Genomic DNA, 18,747 nt, shown 5'->3' on the forward strand with positions numbered 1-18,747 from the left:
TCTCTGGAGCCAATTAAACGGTTGAATTGATTTTTTATTGCGGCAATGGTTTTAATTCTACATTGTCTTTATTATCAATTTCTACTACATGAACAGCTATCTCTTCATGTGATGAAGTTGGAATGTTTTTACCAACGAAATCTGCTCGAATTGGTAGTTCGCGATGACCACGGTCAACCAAAGCAGCAACGGCAATTGAACTAGGTCTGCCTTTATCCATTAAAGCATCCATTGCCGCTCTGATTGTTCTACCAGTAAAAATCACATCGTCTACTAATATCACGTGTTTATTGTTAATCTCAACTCCCAGTTCACTTGAATTAACAACGGGATCTAATTTTAATGTTGCATCATGACGATCATCACGATATAAGGTAATATCAAGTTGACCGAGTGGAACATCAACACCTTCAAGCTTCTGAATACGATCATGAATGCGTTGAGCTAAATATACACCACGAGTTTTTATTCCTACCAGAACCAAATTCTCCGTGCCTTTATTTCGTTCAATGATTTCATAAGTAATTCTTGTTAACGCTCTTTTCATTGCTGAGGCGTCCCAAATTTCTTTTGTCATTTTTTTCTCCTGTAGTACATTGCCCATGAAAAAAGCACTTAATCTATTTGAGACTAAATGCTTTGTAAAAGTCAATACTTAATTGAGCTTTCCTTGCTAGCCTCACGGGACTAATTTTAAAGGACATCTGTTTAAATATACTGTTTCAAATTCAAATTGTCAATAGTAAAGTTGGACATTGCAGATGTTAGCTTTTTAATTATATTCAACTTGACCAACTAAATCTTTAATATCATTGACTCCTAAATTATTCAAAACCTGCGGCAAGTCATGGACAATATGCGAACAAGCTAAAGGATCCTTAAAATGGGCACTACCTACTGCAACAGCATTAGCACCAGCAAGCATAAATTCAACCACATCTTCAGCCGATACAATTCCCCCCATACCGATAATTGGCAAATTAGTAACCCGTCTTACCTGATTAATCTGATATAAGGCAATGGGCTTCACTGCAGGACCAGAGTAACCACCAAAATTATTTCCAAGCAGAGGTTTGCGAGTCTTTATGTTAATCCTCATACCAGTTACAGTATTTATTAAAGATAAGCCATCAGCACCACCTGCTTCAGCAGCCTGCGCTAATGCAACTATATCAGTTACATTAGGTGTCAACTTTACAAAAACGGGCAAATCAACTGTATTTTTTATTGCAGCAGTCAGCTTCTCCACCAGTCTTGGATGAACACCAAATGACATTCCACCTTGAGCTACATTAGGACAAGAAACATTAATTTCAAGAGCATTAACCATTTTGGAATCTGACAGCTTTTGAGCAACTTCAATATAGCCTTCTTCACTTTCACCGCCTACACTGGCAATAATCGGTAGTGCTGGATATTGCTTTTTTAAATTAGATAACTTTTCGCTGATAACTTTATCAATCCCGGGATTGGTCAAACCAACTGAATTTAATACACCGTTATCTAAAACTGCAATTTGTGGTTGAGGATTTCCTAAACGCGGATTCGGAGTAGCAGTTTTAATAATTAGCGCTCCCAGTTCGTTCAAATCAAATTTTTTTGCCGCTGGCACATCTGCGAAACCGAAAGTACCACTAGCAGGCATCACTGGGTTTTTCAAATTAAGTCCAGGCAATTTTACACTGATGTTTGTCATTTTACCCTCCAAAAATGTAAGCTCACTGTCAATACAATTATTTTTGGATATATTTTACACAATTTCTTTACTTTTTAAAAACAAAATTTTTATTGTATTTTATAAACAAAAATGGTAATCTCATTAATGATAAACTTTAAACGGTACAGAGAGACCGCAAGTTAAAAACAAGACTTAAATTAAATAAAAGGTCTATTTTGATGCACTCTCGTACCAAAATAGGCTTTTTTTGTGGAGGTTTTAATGGAAAAAGCAGTATTTGTAGCTTTGGACTTTGACAACCAAAATGATGTTCTTGAATTGCTAACAAAGCTAGGTCATCCCCAAGAAACATACTTAAAGATTGGTATGGAACTTTATTATCATTATGGATCAGAATTTGTAAAGAGTTTAGTAAAACAAGGATATCAGATTTTTTTAGATCTTAAATTACATGATATTCCTAATACAGTTTATCAAGCTGCAAGACAGATTGCTCAATTAGGTATTTTATGCACAACAGTACATGCTTTGGGCGGAAGTGAAATGATTTTAGCCGCAAAAAAGGGCTTGATAGATGGAACACCAACTGGAAATGAAACTCCCAAATTACTAGCAGTTACAGAATTGACCTCAATTTCAGAAAAAATTTTGGCAAATGAACAAAACTGTTCATTATCAATGGCAGAGCAAGTAGTTAGTCTGGCACAAACTGCAAAAAAAGCAGGTGCAGATGGTGTGATATGTTCGCCACTTGAAGTGAAAAATCTTAAAAATCAGGTTGGCTCTGATTTTTTATACGTCACACCAGGAATCAGATTGTCAAATAGTACCACTGATGATCAAAAGCGTATAGCCACACCACAAAAAGCAAAAGAATTTGGTTCAAGTGCTCTTGTAGTGGGTCGACCAATTACGCAGGCTGAAGATCCCGCTTTAGTTTATCGAGAAATTAAAAAGGAGTTTGAGTAAAATGCATCAAGATCAAATTATTAATAAGTTAGTTGAAGAAAAAATTATTACGATATCACCTGACAAACCCTACACTTATGCAAGTGGCATGCTTTCACCAATTTATACTGATCTTAGATTGACTGTTTCCTACCCTGACTTACGTGACTGGATTGCTTCAGATTTAGCAGTCCTTATTAAAGAAAAATTTCCAGGTGTAAGCGTGATTGGAGGAGTTGCTACGGCGGGTATTCCCCATGCAGCATGGGTGGCTGACAAACTGAATTTGCCAATGATTTATGTACGCCCAAAGCCAAAAGATCATGGTAAAGGTAAACAAATTGAAGGCCGCTTTAATAACAACGACAAAATTGTACTAATCGACGATTTAATTACAACTGGTGGCTCAGTTATTAATGCAGTAAAAGCAACTGAAAAAGAAGGCGGCAATGTAATCGGCGTGAGTTCAATATTTACTTATTATTTAAAAGATACTAAAGCTAACTTTACTCAAGCTAACGTTGACTATAGTCCACTATTAACATATCCTGAATTACTGCAAAAAGAAAAAGAGATGAAATATATAACTTCAACAGAATATGAAGCTTTAAAAACTTGGCACGAAGATCCTTGGGAATGGGGTAAAAAATTCCAATAAAAAGCAAAGCCGATTATTTTATTAGATATTAAAAACTGACTAATCTTTACTAAAACGAGATTAGTCAGTTTTTCTTTTATTTGAAAAAGGTTTAATGATGCCTAATTGCACCGTTCAGACGAACACGATAATGGAAATAGATCAATATCATGAAAGGTATTAAAACTAATTGCACTAAATAAAAGTATTTGACTGGTAATAAGTCATTTATAAATCCCATGATTATTGGACCAAAAGCCATACCAATGTCAAGTCCTAAGTAAAACGTGCTACTGGCTAAACCTTGCTCACTTATGGGAGCTAAAAGCATTGCAGTTGACTGTAAAACCGAATACATCAAGCCATAGCCAATAGCCATAAATGCAGCTGCAAGAGCCATTATCCAGTTATTTTTCATTGTTGCCAGCAAAATCAGGTAAATCATAGTAGCAACAACACTATACCAAAACCAAGTGCCAAATTTAACAGTATCAAAGAGGTTTTTTAAAGCTATTCGAATAAGCAATAGTACAACAGCATATATCAAAAAATAGGAGCCTACATTTACACTCAAATGACGTTCTTCAACATAAGTAACGAGATCGGCTTGTGTAGCAAAATAAGGAAAAGCAAATAAAGTGGTGAGCATTGCTATAGGCAATACATTTTTCTGAATAATTTTGATATGTAAAAATGATTTCTTCTTTTCGCTATACTTAATTTCTTTTGGTTTTGCTTTATTGCCAACAAATTGAATTATAATGACCATTAAAAAGGCTGAAACAGCAGAAGCAATGATGGCAGTTCTGTATCCTGTTTTTTGATAAGTACTAATGGCCAGTGCCGGAGCAACAGCCATCGCAAGTGCATTCATCAGACCGTAAAATCCCATTGCTTGACCAACGTGAGCACGTGGTACCAAAAAGGCAAGCCAAGTGGTCATGCAAACGGTGCAAAGAACATAACCTGAACCGTTAATTAAACGAAAAAGGAGCAGCCAATTGCTTGCCGGTGCTATTACGTAGCCGGTTACACCGACCACTATGAGAATTCCGCCGATAAAAGATAAACGGTATTTCGAAAATTTATCTGTCAAATTACCTGCAATTGGCCGCAAAAACATTGCTGCTATACTCATAATTCCAACAATCAAGCCAGCAAAGCCACTACTAGCTCCCAAACTTTTAGCGTAGCCATTAATCAAAGGGTTCACAAACATGGTACTAAACATAAAAAAGAATGAAGCTGCCATAACTAGTATCACATCTTTAGTATAAATTGCTTTTTCTTTTGTCATTTTTACCTCACTTACTTAAAACCTAACTTATCTATCATATCACTTAAAAGTTGGCATATTAGAATAATAAAATGAACTGAAAAACAATTTTAGCTGTCAAACATGCGATAGTATTTGACTGAGAGCTATATATAATGCTAGACATTCCTTTTAAAGTTATACAATTCGGCCAAAAAAGGTTGTATGAAATTTCCGTACAACCTTTAAGTTAGTGTATATGTGATTTTAAGATATTTATCCATAGAAAATTTTAAAATTAAATCTAATTGCTTATAATTATTTTTTTAGTTTATCTAAAACATAAATTTAAACAACTATAAACTTCTTTCTGTGGTATCATTAAATCTAGTAGTGAGTTTAATTGACCTTAATTAATTTCTCTCACTTCTAATTTTCTACGTTAAGGGCTAATTTTATCTTTAGCATAGTGAGACACTTTAAAATTCATCCTTAACAATATTGTAAGCAACTTCAATTGATAATTATATTGAAGCTGCTTTTTTATTTCTTAACATTTCCTTTCTTTAAGCGATTGATAAAAAAATATCTTTTCAAACAAGTTTCCTGACTTATTTTAAATAACACTACCTCTCCCAAAAATTTATCTAATATATAGTTGACATGATTAGATAATATAATCCTAATAAATGTGGTTAAAATTGTCAATAAATTATTTAATTTTAAAAACACGTTTTTATTATAAATTATTATAAATATATATAATTTAAATTTAAATAACACACTTTATTATGATTGCAAAACATCTGTAAATATAGAATGTATTTTATCATAATTTAATTACAGATATTTTTTACATATAACAGTAATAATATTATGCTTAATTATAGAAATTAAAATACTATTTCTTTTAATGAAAGTATGAGCAGCGATCTATATAACCTGTCAACTATTATTTTATTTACATTAATTTGGAAATAAAATTTTAAAAATCTCTACTTAGCAACAACTTACCAAATTTATATTTTGTTATTAAATAGAATATAGTTAGCTTTTTAAAATATCAAAATTAATTCATACATTTACCAAATTCAAGAAAGAATAATTATAATTATTCTTTCTTGAATATTGTATGAAATTTATAGTCCCTGAAACCTTGCTTATATTTATTTGTGACGCTAAGATCATTCTCTGCCGTCTTACTTATTCGTTTGGTCTTCAAATTGAAAATAAACACATTTCAACTTAATTTTCTTTCGATACTATTAAGATATAAAACCATAATATAATTATAGCTACATTGTGAGCAGAAAAGACAACATTTGGTAAAGATAGCACATCTTAGCAGATAACAGAAAAAAATATACATTTAAAATTGTAAGAATTTAGTATCAAGATGAATGATTCTTATTACTACTATAGCTCCCTCAGCTCTTAAGTCATTGCGCTCCGTAACAACTTTCTTTAAACCTAATTTATCAATAGCTCTAATTAAAAAGCGATCCTTTATAACCTTTTGTTCTATTTTCTTTTCAACTTTTTCATCTGTTTTAAAATTTAATCACTTTTTGTAGCCAAAAGAAGTATTGCTTATATTTGTTTTAAGAGAAAATTAATTATTTGATCTGAGTAAAAAAGTAACTAATGACGAATTGGGCTATGTTAAAAACGTTTCTAAAATTAAAATGTCAAGCTGATTTACAGCTTGACATCAAAATTATTTTAAAATCTATTAAACACTTGTAAAAAGAGTAAATTAACCAGATCGGTTTAGTAACCCATATAACGATTTCTTTCCCAGTCAGAAACAGTTTGAGTATATTGAGACCATTCTAATTCTTTAGAATCAATAAAGCTCTGGGTTAAATGCTCACCTAAAGCATCTTGAATTAGTTTATCCTTCTTAAAAGCTTTTAATGCATTGTGCAACGTTGAAGGAAGTGGTTTGATTCCCATTTCATTAAGTTGATCTTCACTTAAATCAAACAAATTGCAAGTTACTGGATCCATAGGCATTTTTTCTTCTTTAATTCCAGCCATTCCTGCACTTAGGCATGCAGCTAAAAGCAAATATGGGTTAGCAGTTGGATCAGCAGAACGCATCTCAAGTCGAGTATTTAATTCTCCAGCTGAAGGTACTCTAACCATAGGAGAACGATTCTTTGAAGCCCAAGAAATATATACTGGAGCTTCAAAACCGGGAATTAAACGCTTGTATGAGTTAACAGTCGGGTTGCCAACTGCTGTAATTGCGCGAGCATGCTCTAGAATACCATTTAAAAAGTACAAAGCTGTTTTGGATAAATGATATTTATTATTTTTATCATAAAACGCATTTTTATTGCCTTTGAACAAAGACATATTGGTATGCATCCCGTTACCAGCTTGACCTTGTAAAGGCTTTGCCATGAATGTAGCAAACAAACCATGTTTCTTAGCTATTTCACGTACAATCATTTTAAACATTTGCACGCGATCAGCAGTTGTCAGGGCATCATCAAATCTAAAATCAATTTCCTGTTGGCCATCTCCTACTTCATGGTGAGCGGCTTCAACTTCAAAACCAATGCTTTCCAAGGTTTCAACAATATCTCGGCGGCAACTTGCACTTTCATCATTCGAAGTCAAATCAAAATATGATGCATGATCTGGAACTTGAGTAGTCCAATTACCGTTTTCATCAAGCTTTAGTAAATGAAATTCGGCTTCAAAACCGATATCAAAAGCAGTAAATCCCAAGTCTTTCATTTGGCCAATAACTCTTTTTAGATTATTTCGTGGATCACCTGAAAATGGCTCACCATCTGTATTATGAACAGAACAGGTTAAACAACCGATCTTACCACCTGCGCTGTCATCCCAAGGCAAAACGGACCAAGTAGAAAAATCAGGATATAATATCATATCACTTTCTTCCAAACGAACAAATCCGTCAATTGAAGAACCATCAAAGCGCACATCATTACTTAAAACTTTGTCTAGCTGACTATTTGGAACTTCAACTGCTTTTAGTGTTCCATTAATATCTGTGAAAGCCAGTCTAATAAATCTGACATCTTCTTCTTTGACACTTTTTCTTATGTCATCTGCTGAAATTTTCTTTGTCATGCTTCTCCACCTAAAAAATCAAACAATAATTGGTACAGTCTAAACCAGAAATTTTATTCTTGTTTAAAACTAGACTTAAGATTAGCAAACGATTAAAAACTTGTAAAGTGGTCTAACAAAAAATATCAAAACTTTACTAAACTTTTACTTTACATTTATAAATATCTTTGATTATTTTTGAAAAAATAATTCATTGACTGCATTAGTAATCGCTATTTTCACATGAGCATAGGTTAATCCACCTTGCATATATAAAGCATAAGGTGGTCTAATTGGACCATCTCCTGAAAATTCGATGCTTGCTCCTTCAATGAATGAGCCGTCAGCCATAATCACTTGATCTTCATATCCCGTATCATTACTTGGTATAGGATCAACAAATGAATTAATTGGTGAGTTTTCCTGTAAAGTTTTGGCAAATTTGATCATTTTGTCTTTATCATGAAAAATCACTGTTTGAATTAAGTCAGTTCTGTTTTCATTCCATTTAGGAGAAACTTCTAATCCCATCTTTTCTAATAAAGCTGATGAGTAAATTGCACCTTTAATAGCATTTCCGGTAACACTTGGTGACACAAAAAGGCCCTCAAAATAATCAAGATTATTATTTAAACTGGCTCCTTCTTCGCGACCAATACCACCGGCGGTAAGCCTTGCCGCAGTATTTTCAATTAGTTCGTGCTTACCAACAACATAACCACCTATTTTTGCCAGTCCACCACCAGCATTCTTAATTAATGAACCAGCCATTATATCAGCACCACATTCAGTAGGTTCATGTTGCTCGGAAAATTCTCCGTAACAGTTATCAACAAAAACTATACTTTTCGGCGAAACTTCCCTGATCATTTTAATCATTGGCTTGATTTTTTCCACTGTAAAACTCGGTCTGGTATTGTAGCCTCGTGAACGCTGAATGACAACCATTTTAGGTTGATGTTCTTTTAACAGCTTTCGTGCTGAATCAAAATCAACACTGCCATCAGATAACAAATCAACGTGAGAAAACTTAACACCATATTGTTTCAAGCTACCACGACCATTACCGGCAATTCCAATAACTTGTTGTAATGTATCGTAAGGCATACCAGTTAAATAGGTTAGTTCATCACCTGGGAGCAAATTTCCTGCCATTGCAGTAGCCAAAGTATGGGTACCAGAAACAAACTGCGAGCGGACTAAGGCATCTTCGGTGTTAAATATCTGTGCGTAAATACGATCTAGCTTATCTCGCCCACTGTCATCAGACCCATATCCAGTACTACCAAGTAAATCGGATTCAGCAACAGCTTTGTCTTTAAAAGCTTGTAAAACTTTATTTTGATTAAATAGAATATTTCGATCAATTTTTGCTAATTGGGGCGCTATCTGTTTGTCAGTCTCTGTAACTATTTCATTTAATTCTTTTGGCCAGTTATTCATTTAACCAAACCTCAACTTTCTGTGTAATTTTATTTAAACAATTCGGATCTTTAAGTGGATCAAACCAAGTGACAGGTAATTGATGACGAAAATACGTCAGCTGCCTCTTAGCATATCTTCTTGAAGCTGTTTTTAAATTTGAAACGCAATTTTCAAGATTATCTTGTTTTGCAAAATAAGGAAAAAACTCTTTATAACCAATAGCCTGCAGGATTGTATACTCTTGAGCACGATTTTGATAAATAAATTTTGCTTCTTCAAGCAAGCCTTGTTCCATCATCTGATCAACACGCAAATCAATTCTACGGTAAATTTTAGCACGATCTGAATTGAGACCAATAATGAGGTAATCATATCTTGCCTCTATTTTTTTCTGCTGTTGTGAAAACTTTTTTCCTGTACGTTCAATTACTGTCAGCGCCCGTAAAACACGGCGAGAGTTATTTGATGGAATTTTTTGAGCAGCTTCTGGATCTCGCTTGTCTAATTCTGCCCACAATTCATTTTTACCATGTACCTGCAAAAAGTTTTCCCAATTTTTCGTTGTCACCAATTCTTGGCGAAATGGTTCTCCTAATTTCATTTTGTTTAAAAGTGCATTAACATAAAAACCAGTACCACCTACTAAAAGTGGCAGTTTACCTTTGGCAGTGATTTGCTCAATAGCTTTTTCCGCCTGCTCAATAAAATCTATCACAGAATATGGCTCAAAAACTGATTGAGTATCAACAAGATAATGCCGAATAGCGGTTTGCTCGGCTGGAGTCGCTTTAGCTGTTCCAATAGCCACCTCTTTATAAACCTGCATTGAATCACCCGAAATAATTTCAGCATTTACTTTTTGAGCGAGCTGAATTGCCAAAGAAGTTTTTCCAATTGCCGTTGGTCCCACTATTGCCAAAACTTTCTGCATCTTTTTCCCTCATTCAATAAATAATATAGAAAAAACACGTTTGAAAAATTAACAAACATGTTTTCTATTTAATATTTGGACTTCTTAGTACGACCATTCCATTCATCAAAACCATTTTTTAACCATTTAATAGATGAAAAGTTCTTTTTCTGTAGAAATCTGGCAGCTCGCAGGGTAACTGATAATGAATCAGAGTATAAGTAAACCGGAAGATCGGGCCTTAATTCAGTATATTGATACTTAAGCATTGTATAAGGTAAGTTTCTGGCGCCATCAATATGTTTTCTTTTGAAAGGTTCTTTTTCACGTAAATCTACAACCTGTGCTTTACGCATTCCCTTATTAAATTCATCATTAGACAAGTCTCCACCGCCCAAGCGCTTAGTCTGTATTTTATTCCATAACCAAACTGCAACGAAGGCTAAAATTATTATAATTAAAACCGCATCTAGAATAACTAAAAAAGTTGACATAAATTGTATTTCTCCTACTAAAAGTTTTTAAAAACAATATACTCTTAATGTAGCTTAAGAGCCATGCTTATTTTTATTTCTGCGTTCTTCATATTCATATTCGCGACGCAGTATTATTTTTGCAACTAAATAATCATGCTTATCGATTAAATGTGAACGGTTGATGTTATCTAGTTCAAGAGCCATTAGCTCAATGTCCCATATTCTCTTTCCTACATGGACAAAAATGCCGTATTTTTCCAAAAGCTGTTGTACATCATACAGAGTTTTCATTATAAGTTGATTACCATACCCATTCTGATAGCTGCCACACAATAAATTATCAAAGCACATACTGCAACAACACGCATTTTCATTGAATACTTTCTTAAGCTTTTTTCACCCAAAATTACAGCAATTAAAAATCCGGTTATAAACCCACCTATATGTCCTGGAATATCGATATTAGGAGCAAAAAGATCAAGAACAATATTAATCAGTGCGAGCCAAAATGACTGCCTACCTAAATAAACAAGAATCGGATTAGCACGATTTTGCAATGCAACAGCAGTCATTGCACCAAAAAGTCCAAACAAAGCAGTTGAAGCACCAGCACTAATTGCGTTATCGTTTCCCCAAGCCAGGCTTAAGAGATTTCCGCCAATGCCTGAAAGCAAATAGATAACTAAAAAACGCCAATGACCTATTATTGTTTCCATATAAACTCCCAGATAATAGATCATCACTGCATTTGATATTAAGTGCATAATTCCAATATGAAGGAATTGTGCGGTAAACAAACGCCACCACTGGTTACCTATAACAATAGCATCATTTTTCATTGCTCCCAATTTCATTAAAACGTAGATATTTTCGGAGCCACCTATTGCAGTTTCAATTAAAAAGACTAAAAAAAGAATAACTAGAATACTGATAGTTATATAACAATTTTTCAGGTTTTGTCGCTGGTTCATAATAGCCTCAGTTATTTCGATAAAATTGATTCAGGAGTGATAATTGTTTGAATTTGAACGTCAGTTGCTTCTATTTTCCACGCTGCAGTTTTAAAAATCATCTTTGAATTGACCAAAGCTACCGTCTTTGAACTAGGATGTTTTGCCAAAAAGCGATCATAATAACCACCGCCAAATCCTAAACGTTGATGCGAATCCAAAGCAAAAGCTAATCCGGGCACAATAATTAAGTCAAGATCATTATTAATCTGAGCATCCGGTTCACTTACTTCTTCAACACCAAATTTCGACTTAGTTAACTTAGTCATGTAACTATAATAAATAAAATCTTGGGAACGTTCACTGTTATCGTTAGCACGAGCTAAATAAACATCCTTTCCTAGATCCCATAACTGTGCAATTAGTCCTGAAGTATCTACCTCATAAGTTAGAGAAGATGTTATCCCTACGCTTTGACAGTTGCTAAGTAAATCAGAATTCATAATATTTTTAAGCAGGGTCTGATCTTCAGTGCTTTTTAGAGACGTTTCCGCAAAATTGCTTAGTTTTTCTACTTGTTGTTTTCTAATTTCTTTTTTTGATTTTGTCATGATTCTTCCATATAAAAAATAGCAGGAGCATAGGCTCCTGCCATATTGGTTAATTACTTAGTTTCACGATGAAGAGTAGTATGTCTTTCGACTGGGCAATACTTCTTCAAACTTAAACGTTCCGGATGCTTACGCTTGTTTTTCTTAGATAAGTAACTTCTATCGCCACATTCGGTGCATTCCAAAATGATGTTATCTGCCATTTCTTTCACCACCTACGCTTTTATTCTGACTGTATTATCTTAGCATTTTTCCTTTATTATTACCAGTAATATTCATAAAATTCTATTTTTTATGTAATTTAAAGTAATCCTGCACCATTGCTTTAGTCATTTGTAGCGTATATGAACCCTCATGTTCAGGATCAAGTCCAGGAAATATTACCGCTGTTGCTATTTCAGGATTATTTGATGGCGCATAGCCAACAAAAGTAGCATTAACCAGCTCAGGCGGATTTTTTTGGTTAGGATTATCAGGATCGTAATAAAATGTTTGAGCAGTTCCTGATTTGCCGGAAATAGAAGGTTTTATATTTTTTAGTTTATGCGCTGTACCCCAAGAATTTGTACCATGAACAACGCGCCAAAAGCCTTGTCTGACAATATTCAGCTCATCTGATGTCCAGGGTATGCGTAACTGAACTTCTGGCTTTTTATTATAATCTACATAAACTTTTTTCCCGTTATTTGAAGTTCGTCCAATTGACTGCACCACATAAGGCTGCATTCTATAGCCACCATTTGCAATCGTAGAAACGTACTGAACCATTTGAATTAAAGTATAAGCATCATAGTTACCATAAGACAGGTCTAACACAGAACCTGAAAGAACCAATCCTTGATCATTAAATGATTTGCCCTGAATTCCGGAAATTTCTCCCGGTAAGTCAATGCCAGTTTTTTGACCTAATCCAAACATATTAAAATTATGTCGTAAAGGTTCAAACGCCGTTTGTGGCATATAAATTTTTGTTTTAGGAACATATGAAGCTTTAACCCATTTCATTGCTAAATGCATCATGTAAATATTACTTGAAACTTCAAGTGCCGTTTCTGCATCAAGGGCTCCAAATGTACCTATTGGATAAACAGACTTTTTAACCGGAGTACTGGGCAAGTAAACTGGTGTATCAGGCATTACATTATTTGTGGGAGTAATTACCTTATTAATTAATCCTCCACCTACCATTGCGCCTTTAACAGCTGATCCCATTACAAAAGACTGATTAATTACTCCTAATGCGTTATTAGTAGTTTTATTCTTCTTTGGGTCACGACTAATACCAGCAATAGCCAAAATAGCACCAGTTTTAGGATTCATGGCAACAGCATAAGCTCCATTTGAATAGCGAGCCGCCCCTGAACCAACAGCTGCCGCATAGATATTTTCTAATGAACTTTGAACTTCTTTTTGATATTTAGCATCAAGCGTTAAAACCAAACTTGCACCAGCTTGACCAGAATAAACCGATTTCGATTGTTCAATATCGCCTGAATTTTTAGTCCAAACTTTACTTGTAGCTTTCGTTCCTTTAAGTAGTGGCTCATATTTTTCTTCTAAATATGATGTACCAACTCGATCATTCCTAGAATAGCCATTAGTTAAATAATATTGTAAATTATCACTAGGCAAGCCGGCTTTTTCAGTTGATACGGAACCAATAATGCTGCGAATTGATGAACCATTAGGATAAGAACGTTGCCAGTCAGTACCAATGCCTACACCGGGCAAATCAGAAAGATGCTCGCCTACTTCCGCAATTTCCTTATCAGTCAAATGATTATTTTTAATATAAATGGTAGAAAGAGTGTACGCCCCTGAAATCTTATTGTAAATTAAAGCTGCTGTTTTCTCACGTGCACTTAATTTAACATGTTCAGCACTAACTTGCTCTTGGATTCTTTTATTAATTAAATTATCATCCTGTGTTGCTCTCACTGATTTAGGAACTTTAGCGGCTTCCTTAGCACTATTATTTTTATTAGCCAAATAATAATCAATTATTTGCTGCTGTGTCGGTTTTTCGTCTTTAATTGAAATATATTGACTAAGGGAATTTGAAATTGAATAAATATCTTCACTTGTAGTAGAAACACTTTTAGTATAGGTAATAGCATTCTTAGCTCTATTTCCTACCAATACGCGTCCTTTGCTGTCATACATAACCCCACGAGGAACTTGACTGGAAACTACAGCAGAATTAGATTTTTGCACTTCAGCCTTAAAACGAGAACCGTAGCCTATTTGCAAATATGCCAGTTGCCCAATTAACGTAGCAAAAAGGACAAAAATAATCCCCAAAATTATCTTCATTCTTATTGGAGTAGAAGCTTGTTTTTTGGAATTATTATTTTTAGTCTTCAGTTTTTTCTTAAAAAAATTCAATTAGACTCAACCTCACTAAACTAGTGTAATTTTAGCAAAAACTAGATGACAAATCTATTGAGATGTTAACGTTTTGAAAAATCTTTAATAGATAAGTTACAAATGGCAATTAATAAACTAGTTATAGACACTTCATAAAAAATCTTCTGTAAATTATTTATTTGTAATAAAATATTGGTGGGATATAAAAAAGAAAGAAGATTGAACTATGACACTTAAATTTCTAATTGGAGTTGACGCAGGCGGAACCCATACAATGGCAATTGCTTATGACTTAAAAGGTCATGAGCTTGCACGTGCACAAGCTGGACCAGGTCAGGTAAACACTAACTACGCCAGTGCAATAACCAATATTACAAATGCTATAAACAAGTTAATTGATGAAATCGATGGTGACTGCCAACGTATCTTATGTGGAATAGCTGGCCTATCTGTTGTTGGTCATGCACCTGAAGTAGCAGCTGAGATTTCAGCTAAAGCTAATAACTTACCGACCAGAGCAATTACCGATTCACTTTTAGCTCTTTATAATGGTCTTGAAGGTGAAGATGGTGGCTTAGTGATCGCTGGTACTGGTTCGGTTTATAATGGTTTACAAAATGGCAGAATTATCACAACGGGAGGATATGGCTCTATTTTAGGTGATGAAGGTTCCGGATACGCGATTGCTTTGTCAGCTTTAAAGTCTGCCTTACTTAGTTGGGACAAACGAGAAGAAAATGAACTAATTTCAATGTTTAATAAATTGTTCAAAGTTGATAATCTCAATGATGCAACAGCTAAATTTTATAAGACAGCAAACGCTGACTTTGCGTCAATGGCCGTTGATGTAGCACAACTAGCTGATAAAGGTAATCCTTTTGCATTAGCAGTAATCAAGGAGCAAGCAGAACTTCTTGCACGTGATATTATTATTGGCATGAATCGTTATGAAGATCCTAAACCAATGAAAATTGCATTAACCGGCTCTGTACTCGCTAATAATCACATGTTGCGAGATTTTCTTGAAGATAAAGTCCGGGAAAAATATCCAGACGCAAAATTTTCAATTTCTAACGGTGAGAATGCTCGCGGTGTAATCTTTGATAAAAGCAAAGATTACCGTTATTTCACCAGTCACTAAATCTTCCATAAAAAAGACCAGAACTTTACGTTTTTCATTTTAAGAAAACGCATATGCTCTGGTCTTTTTTTATCGAAAATAGCAAGACACTTTTGTAAAAACTGCTAACTATTCTTCTACTTTATTGATCACTACATCAAATTTACCACCAGGTGTTGATATAGTTACTGTTTCACCCTTTTTTTTGCCTAAAATTGCTTGGGCTATTGGCGAATCGTTAGAAATCTTACCATTCATCGGATCAGATTCATCACTACCAACGATGGTATATGTTTCTGGCTCATCTTCACCAACTTCCGTATAAGTTACTGTTTTACCCACTGCAACTTCATCTGGATCACTAGAGTTAGCGTCAACCACATGAGCATACTTAAGCATTTCTTCAACAACGCTAATACGATCTTCTAAATGGCTCTGTTCGTCTTTGGCAGCGTCATATTCAGAGTTTTCGGACAAGTCACCATAAGAACGAGCAACTTTAATTCTTTCAATCACTTCAGGGCGCTTCACGACTTTTAGATTTTTTAATTCTGCTTCCAGTTTTTCTTTTCCTTCAGCAGTCATCGGATAAGATTTTTCAGGCATTAAATTTCCACTCCTTAAAGTTAAATTTCTTTTTGCAAAGATCTATGATATTACTTTAACGATTAAAGTCAACCATTAGCGTATTTCTGCTTTAAGCTGCTTTTCGAGACTTGAGTCAATAGAATTTATTGCTTCGTTAACAATTGCATCGGTTAAAGTATCATTTTCATTTAGGAAAGTCAGACGATATGCAAAACTCTTTTTATCCTCGGCGATATGAGACCCACGATATACATCGATAATACGCAAATCATGGAGATACTTACCACCATTTTCTTTTATGACATCTTCAACAGCTTGGTTAGTAATTTCCTGGTCTACTAAGATTGAGAGGTCACGTTCAACAGCAGGGAATTTTGGTGCCGTTTGTGCTGTGGTGTGCGGGTTAAGAATTAGTGGAATAATGACATCGAGGTTTAACTCGTACCCATAAATTTCACTATCTTTCATAGCTTTATTAGATTGAGTGACAGGGCGATCTAGCATACCAATCATGCCAACATATTTGTTCTTAATATATATACCGGCAGTTCTGGTGGGATGCATATACATAATTACTTCAGCCTTGTATTCAACATCTTCCGCGTCAATTCCCAAAGCTAAAAACAAGTTGGTAAGTTGTCCTTTAACATAAAAGAAATCAATTTTTTCATTATTGTTTTGCCAGTTTTCAAAATAAACATTACCACTATATAGTGCAGCTAGATGCTCATGTTCATTATAAGTATTATTTTCGAAATCATAGACACGTCCTTGCTCAAAAATTGCCAGTTGATTTTGCTTGCGAGCCATATTATAGGCTGCAGCATCTACTAGACCTGTCATAAGGTTTTGTCTCAGAGTTGAACGGTTTGAATTCAATGGCATCTGAACCTCAACTGGCCTCTTAGGTTCTTGGGAAAAGCCAATCGCTTTTTCAAGTGAAGTTAGAGAATAAGAAATAGCTTCTATTAAACCTTGCCCTTGAACAATATTCTTAATGCGTCTAATGGTTTCTTCTTTTTTAGAATAGCCACCATGTGTTTCTGCTAAAACTGGCTGTGTAGATTTGATATTATCATATCCATATAAACGTCCAACTTCTTCAACAAGATCAGCAGGAATAGCTACATCCCAGCGCCGTGCTGGCACATCAACAATTAGTTCATCATTATTAATTTCTGCCTTGAAATTCAAACGGGAAAAAATTGCAGAAATATCTGATGAAGAAATATCGGTACCCAAAACTTTATTTATGTAAGAAATCGTTGTTTTAATTTGAACTGGTTTCTTTTCTTCATTACTTCCCGTTATCACACCTTCATTTATTTTTCCAGAAGCATCATTACGTAAAAGCATAGCAGCCATATCTAATGCACGAGTTGTTGCATCCCAGTTAACACCTTTTTCATAACGACTAGAAGCTTCCGTCCTGTTAGCGTGACGCAAAGCCGCTTTTCTTATTAAAGTTGAATCAAAAATAGCCGACTCTAGCAAAACGTCAGTGGTATCAGCTTCAATCTCAGAATTAAGACCGCCCATAACTCCTGCCATCATCACAACTTCTTCACCATTCGTTATAACAATGTCATTAGGATCAAGATCAACTTCTTTATTGTTTAAAAGTGTCAATTTTTCGTTCTTTTCAGCTTTTCTGACCACTAACTTATTTGTTTTAAAAGCACGAGCATCATAACTGTGCATTGGCTGGCCGGTCAAAAGCATAATATAATTTGTTACGTCAACAACATTATTAATGGGTCTAATGCCGGCATTCCAAAGCCGCCTTTGAAGCCAAAGTGGACTGTCCCCTATTTTCACATTACTGATTTTGCGTAAATAGAACTTAGGTGCAAGCTCAGGATCAACATCTACAGTAAGGTCTTTTGTCCAATCTGGACCGTCTTCCTTAAGGGTTATATCTTCAACTCTGACAGGTGTGTCAGTAATAGCACCGACTTCATAAGCTGAGCCTTCCATTGATAAGGTATCAGCGCGATTCGGAGTAATGTCAAAGTCAAAAATATAATCATCCATTCCTAACGGAGCAAATGCGGACTGTCCTGGTTTGATATCGGCATCTTCAGGAAAAATATAAATACCCTTAGCATATTTTTCAGGTACCAAATTATCTGGAAATCCTATTTCTTGTAAGCCACAAATCATACCATTTGATTCATTTCCACGTAATTTGCTTTTTTTAATTTTAACGTTATTAGCGATTCGAGCTCCTGGCAAAGCCACCACCACATTTTCACCAGCGGCAACATTTGGTGCACCGCAGACTATTTGATGAGGTTCATCTTCTCCCACATCAACATGAGTAAGATTCAGATGTGTGCCAGCAATTGGTTCACAGTCAAGAATATGACCAACAACTATCTGTTTCATACCCTCTTCAGGATGCTTGACACCGGCTACTTCGATACCTGTACGTGTTATTTTTTCAGCTAACTCCTTAGGATCTTGGTCTAAATCAATAAAATCCTTCAACCAACTATATGAAACCAGCATTATCTTTCCTCCTTACTGAATTGCTCTAAGAAGCGAACATCGTTAGTATAGAAATCACGAATATCATCAATACCATATTTAAGAATGGCAAAACGGTCTAATCCCACGCCAAAGGCAAAACCACCATAAACATTTGAATCAACTCCAGCATTTTCGAGAACATTAGGATGAACCATTCCAGCAC

Annotated in this window: 18 protein-coding genes; 3 read left to right on the top strand and 15 right to left on the bottom strand. The window is 34.8% G+C overall.

Going from position 1 to position 18,747, the window contains the following annotated elements; all coding sequences use genetic code 11:
• Positions 1–34: 34 nt before the first annotated feature.
• Complete coding sequence (pyrR, locus tag LDM90_RS06850) at positions 35–577, bottom strand: bifunctional pyr operon transcriptional regulator/uracil phosphoribosyltransferase PyrR (RefSeq protein ID WP_223897076.1); 543 nt, start codon at positions 575–577, stop codon at positions 35–37.
• Between the two features lie 195 nt (positions 578–772).
• The gene (locus LDM90_RS06855) at positions 773–1,696 is read right to left on the bottom strand and encodes a dihydroorotate dehydrogenase (protein WP_223897078.1); all 924 of its coding nucleotides are present in this window, start codon (positions 1,694–1,696) and stop codon (positions 773–775) included.
• A gap of 243 nt (positions 1,697–1,939) precedes the next feature.
• Here LDM90_RS06855 and pyrF point away from each other — a divergent pair, with 243 nt between their 5' ends.
• Together pyrF and pyrE are read left to right on the top strand one after the other, a co-directional pair.
• A complete protein-coding gene (pyrF, locus tag LDM90_RS06860) occupies positions 1,940–2,647 on the top strand; it encodes an orotidine-5'-phosphate decarboxylase (RefSeq protein ID WP_198178897.1) in 708 nt (235 codons plus the stop codon).
• A 1-nt stretch (position 2,648) separates the two neighbouring features.
• On the top strand, positions 2,649–3,284 hold the full coding sequence (gene pyrE / locus LDM90_RS06865; RefSeq protein WP_223897086.1) for an orotate phosphoribosyltransferase: 636 nt from the start codon (positions 2,649–2,651) through the stop codon (positions 3,282–3,284).
• A 91-nt stretch (positions 3,285–3,375) separates the two neighbouring features.
• On the opposite strand, the gene LDM90_RS06870 is transcribed toward pyrE, so the two are convergent.
• The 10 genes from LDM90_RS06870 to LDM90_RS06915 form a co-directional block, all read right to left on the bottom strand.
• Positions 3,376–4,560, bottom strand: coding sequence for an MFS transporter (locus LDM90_RS06870; protein WP_034981388.1), 1,185 nt, complete (start codon positions 4,558–4,560; stop codon positions 3,376–3,378).
• Positions 4,561–6,288: 1,728 nt separating this feature from the next.
• Positions 6,289–7,626, bottom strand: coding sequence for a type I glutamate--ammonia ligase (glnA, locus tag LDM90_RS06875; protein ID WP_223897088.1), 1,338 nt, complete (start codon positions 7,624–7,626; stop codon positions 6,289–6,291).
• 171 nt (positions 7,627–7,797) lie between these two features.
• On the bottom strand, positions 7,798–9,048 hold the full coding sequence (locus LDM90_RS06880) for a methionine gamma-lyase family protein (RefSeq protein ID WP_223897090.1): 1,251 nt from the start codon (positions 9,046–9,048) through the stop codon (positions 7,798–7,800).
• On the bottom strand, positions 9,041–9,961 hold the full coding sequence (miaA, locus tag LDM90_RS06885; RefSeq protein ID WP_223897092.1) for a tRNA (adenosine(37)-N6)-dimethylallyltransferase MiaA: 921 nt from the start codon (positions 9,959–9,961) through the stop codon (positions 9,041–9,043). Before miaA ends, LDM90_RS06880 begins: the two co-directional genes overlap by 8 nt.
• 68 nt (positions 9,962–10,029) lie before the next feature.
• A complete protein-coding gene (locus LDM90_RS06890; protein WP_223897094.1) occupies positions 10,030–10,434 on the bottom strand; it encodes a rhodanese-like domain-containing protein in 405 nt (134 codons plus the stop codon).
• Between the two features lie 54 nt (positions 10,435–10,488).
• On the bottom strand, positions 10,489–10,707 hold the full coding sequence (locus LDM90_RS06895; protein WP_034980203.1) for a YqgQ family protein: 219 nt from the start codon (positions 10,705–10,707) through the stop codon (positions 10,489–10,491).
• Positions 10,707–11,387 carry a rhomboid family intramembrane serine protease gene (locus LDM90_RS06900; protein ID WP_223897097.1) on the bottom strand — a complete coding sequence of 227 codons (681 nt, stop codon included), beginning with the start codon at positions 11,385–11,387 and terminating at the stop codon, positions 10,707–10,709. Before LDM90_RS06900 ends, LDM90_RS06895 begins: the two co-directional genes overlap by 1 nt.
• A gap of 11 nt (positions 11,388–11,398) precedes the next feature.
• Positions 11,399–11,977 (bottom strand): 5-formyltetrahydrofolate cyclo-ligase, encoded by a 579-nt coding sequence (locus LDM90_RS06905; RefSeq protein WP_223897098.1) that lies wholly within the window; start codon positions 11,975–11,977, stop codon positions 11,399–11,401.
• Positions 11,978–12,030: 53 nt separating this feature from the next.
• Positions 12,031–12,180 (bottom strand): 50S ribosomal protein L33, encoded by a 150-nt coding sequence (gene rpmG / locus LDM90_RS06910; RefSeq protein ID WP_081945351.1) that lies wholly within the window; start codon positions 12,178–12,180, stop codon positions 12,031–12,033.
• An 82-nt stretch (positions 12,181–12,262) separates the two neighbouring features.
• Complete coding sequence (locus LDM90_RS06915; RefSeq protein WP_373307192.1) at positions 12,263–14,290, bottom strand: peptidoglycan D,D-transpeptidase FtsI family protein; 2,028 nt, start codon at positions 14,288–14,290, stop codon at positions 12,263–12,265.
• 280 nt (positions 14,291–14,570) lie between these two features.
• Here LDM90_RS06915 and LDM90_RS06920 point away from each other — a divergent pair, with 280 nt between their 5' ends.
• Entirely contained in the window at positions 14,571–15,485 is a 915-nt protein-coding gene (locus LDM90_RS06920; RefSeq protein WP_223897101.1) for an N-acetylglucosamine kinase, read from the top strand.
• A 108-nt stretch (positions 15,486–15,593) separates the two neighbouring features.
• Here the strand turns inward: LDM90_RS06920 and greA are convergent, their stop codons facing one another.
• From greA to LDM90_RS06935, 3 genes are all read right to left on the bottom strand, one after another.
• On the bottom strand, positions 15,594–16,070 hold the full coding sequence (gene greA / locus LDM90_RS06925) for a transcription elongation factor GreA (RefSeq protein ID WP_034980198.1): 477 nt from the start codon (positions 16,068–16,070) through the stop codon (positions 15,594–15,596).
• Positions 16,071–16,145: 75 nt separating this feature from the next.
• The gene (gene pheT / locus LDM90_RS06930) at positions 16,146–18,563 is read right to left on the bottom strand and encodes a phenylalanine--tRNA ligase subunit beta (RefSeq protein ID WP_223897107.1); all 2,418 of its coding nucleotides are present in this window, start codon (positions 18,561–18,563) and stop codon (positions 16,146–16,148) included.
• A partial coding sequence (locus LDM90_RS06935) for a tRNA ligase subunit PheS family protein (protein WP_444979921.1) occupies positions 18,563–18,747 on the bottom strand: 185 nt, incomplete at its 5' end. The genes pheT and LDM90_RS06935, both read right to left, overlap by 1 nt.

This window comes from Lactobacillus huangpiensis (assembly GCF_019972815.1).
GTDB classification, from domain to species: Bacteria; Bacillota; Bacilli; order Lactobacillales; family Lactobacillaceae; genus Lactobacillus; species Lactobacillus huangpiensis.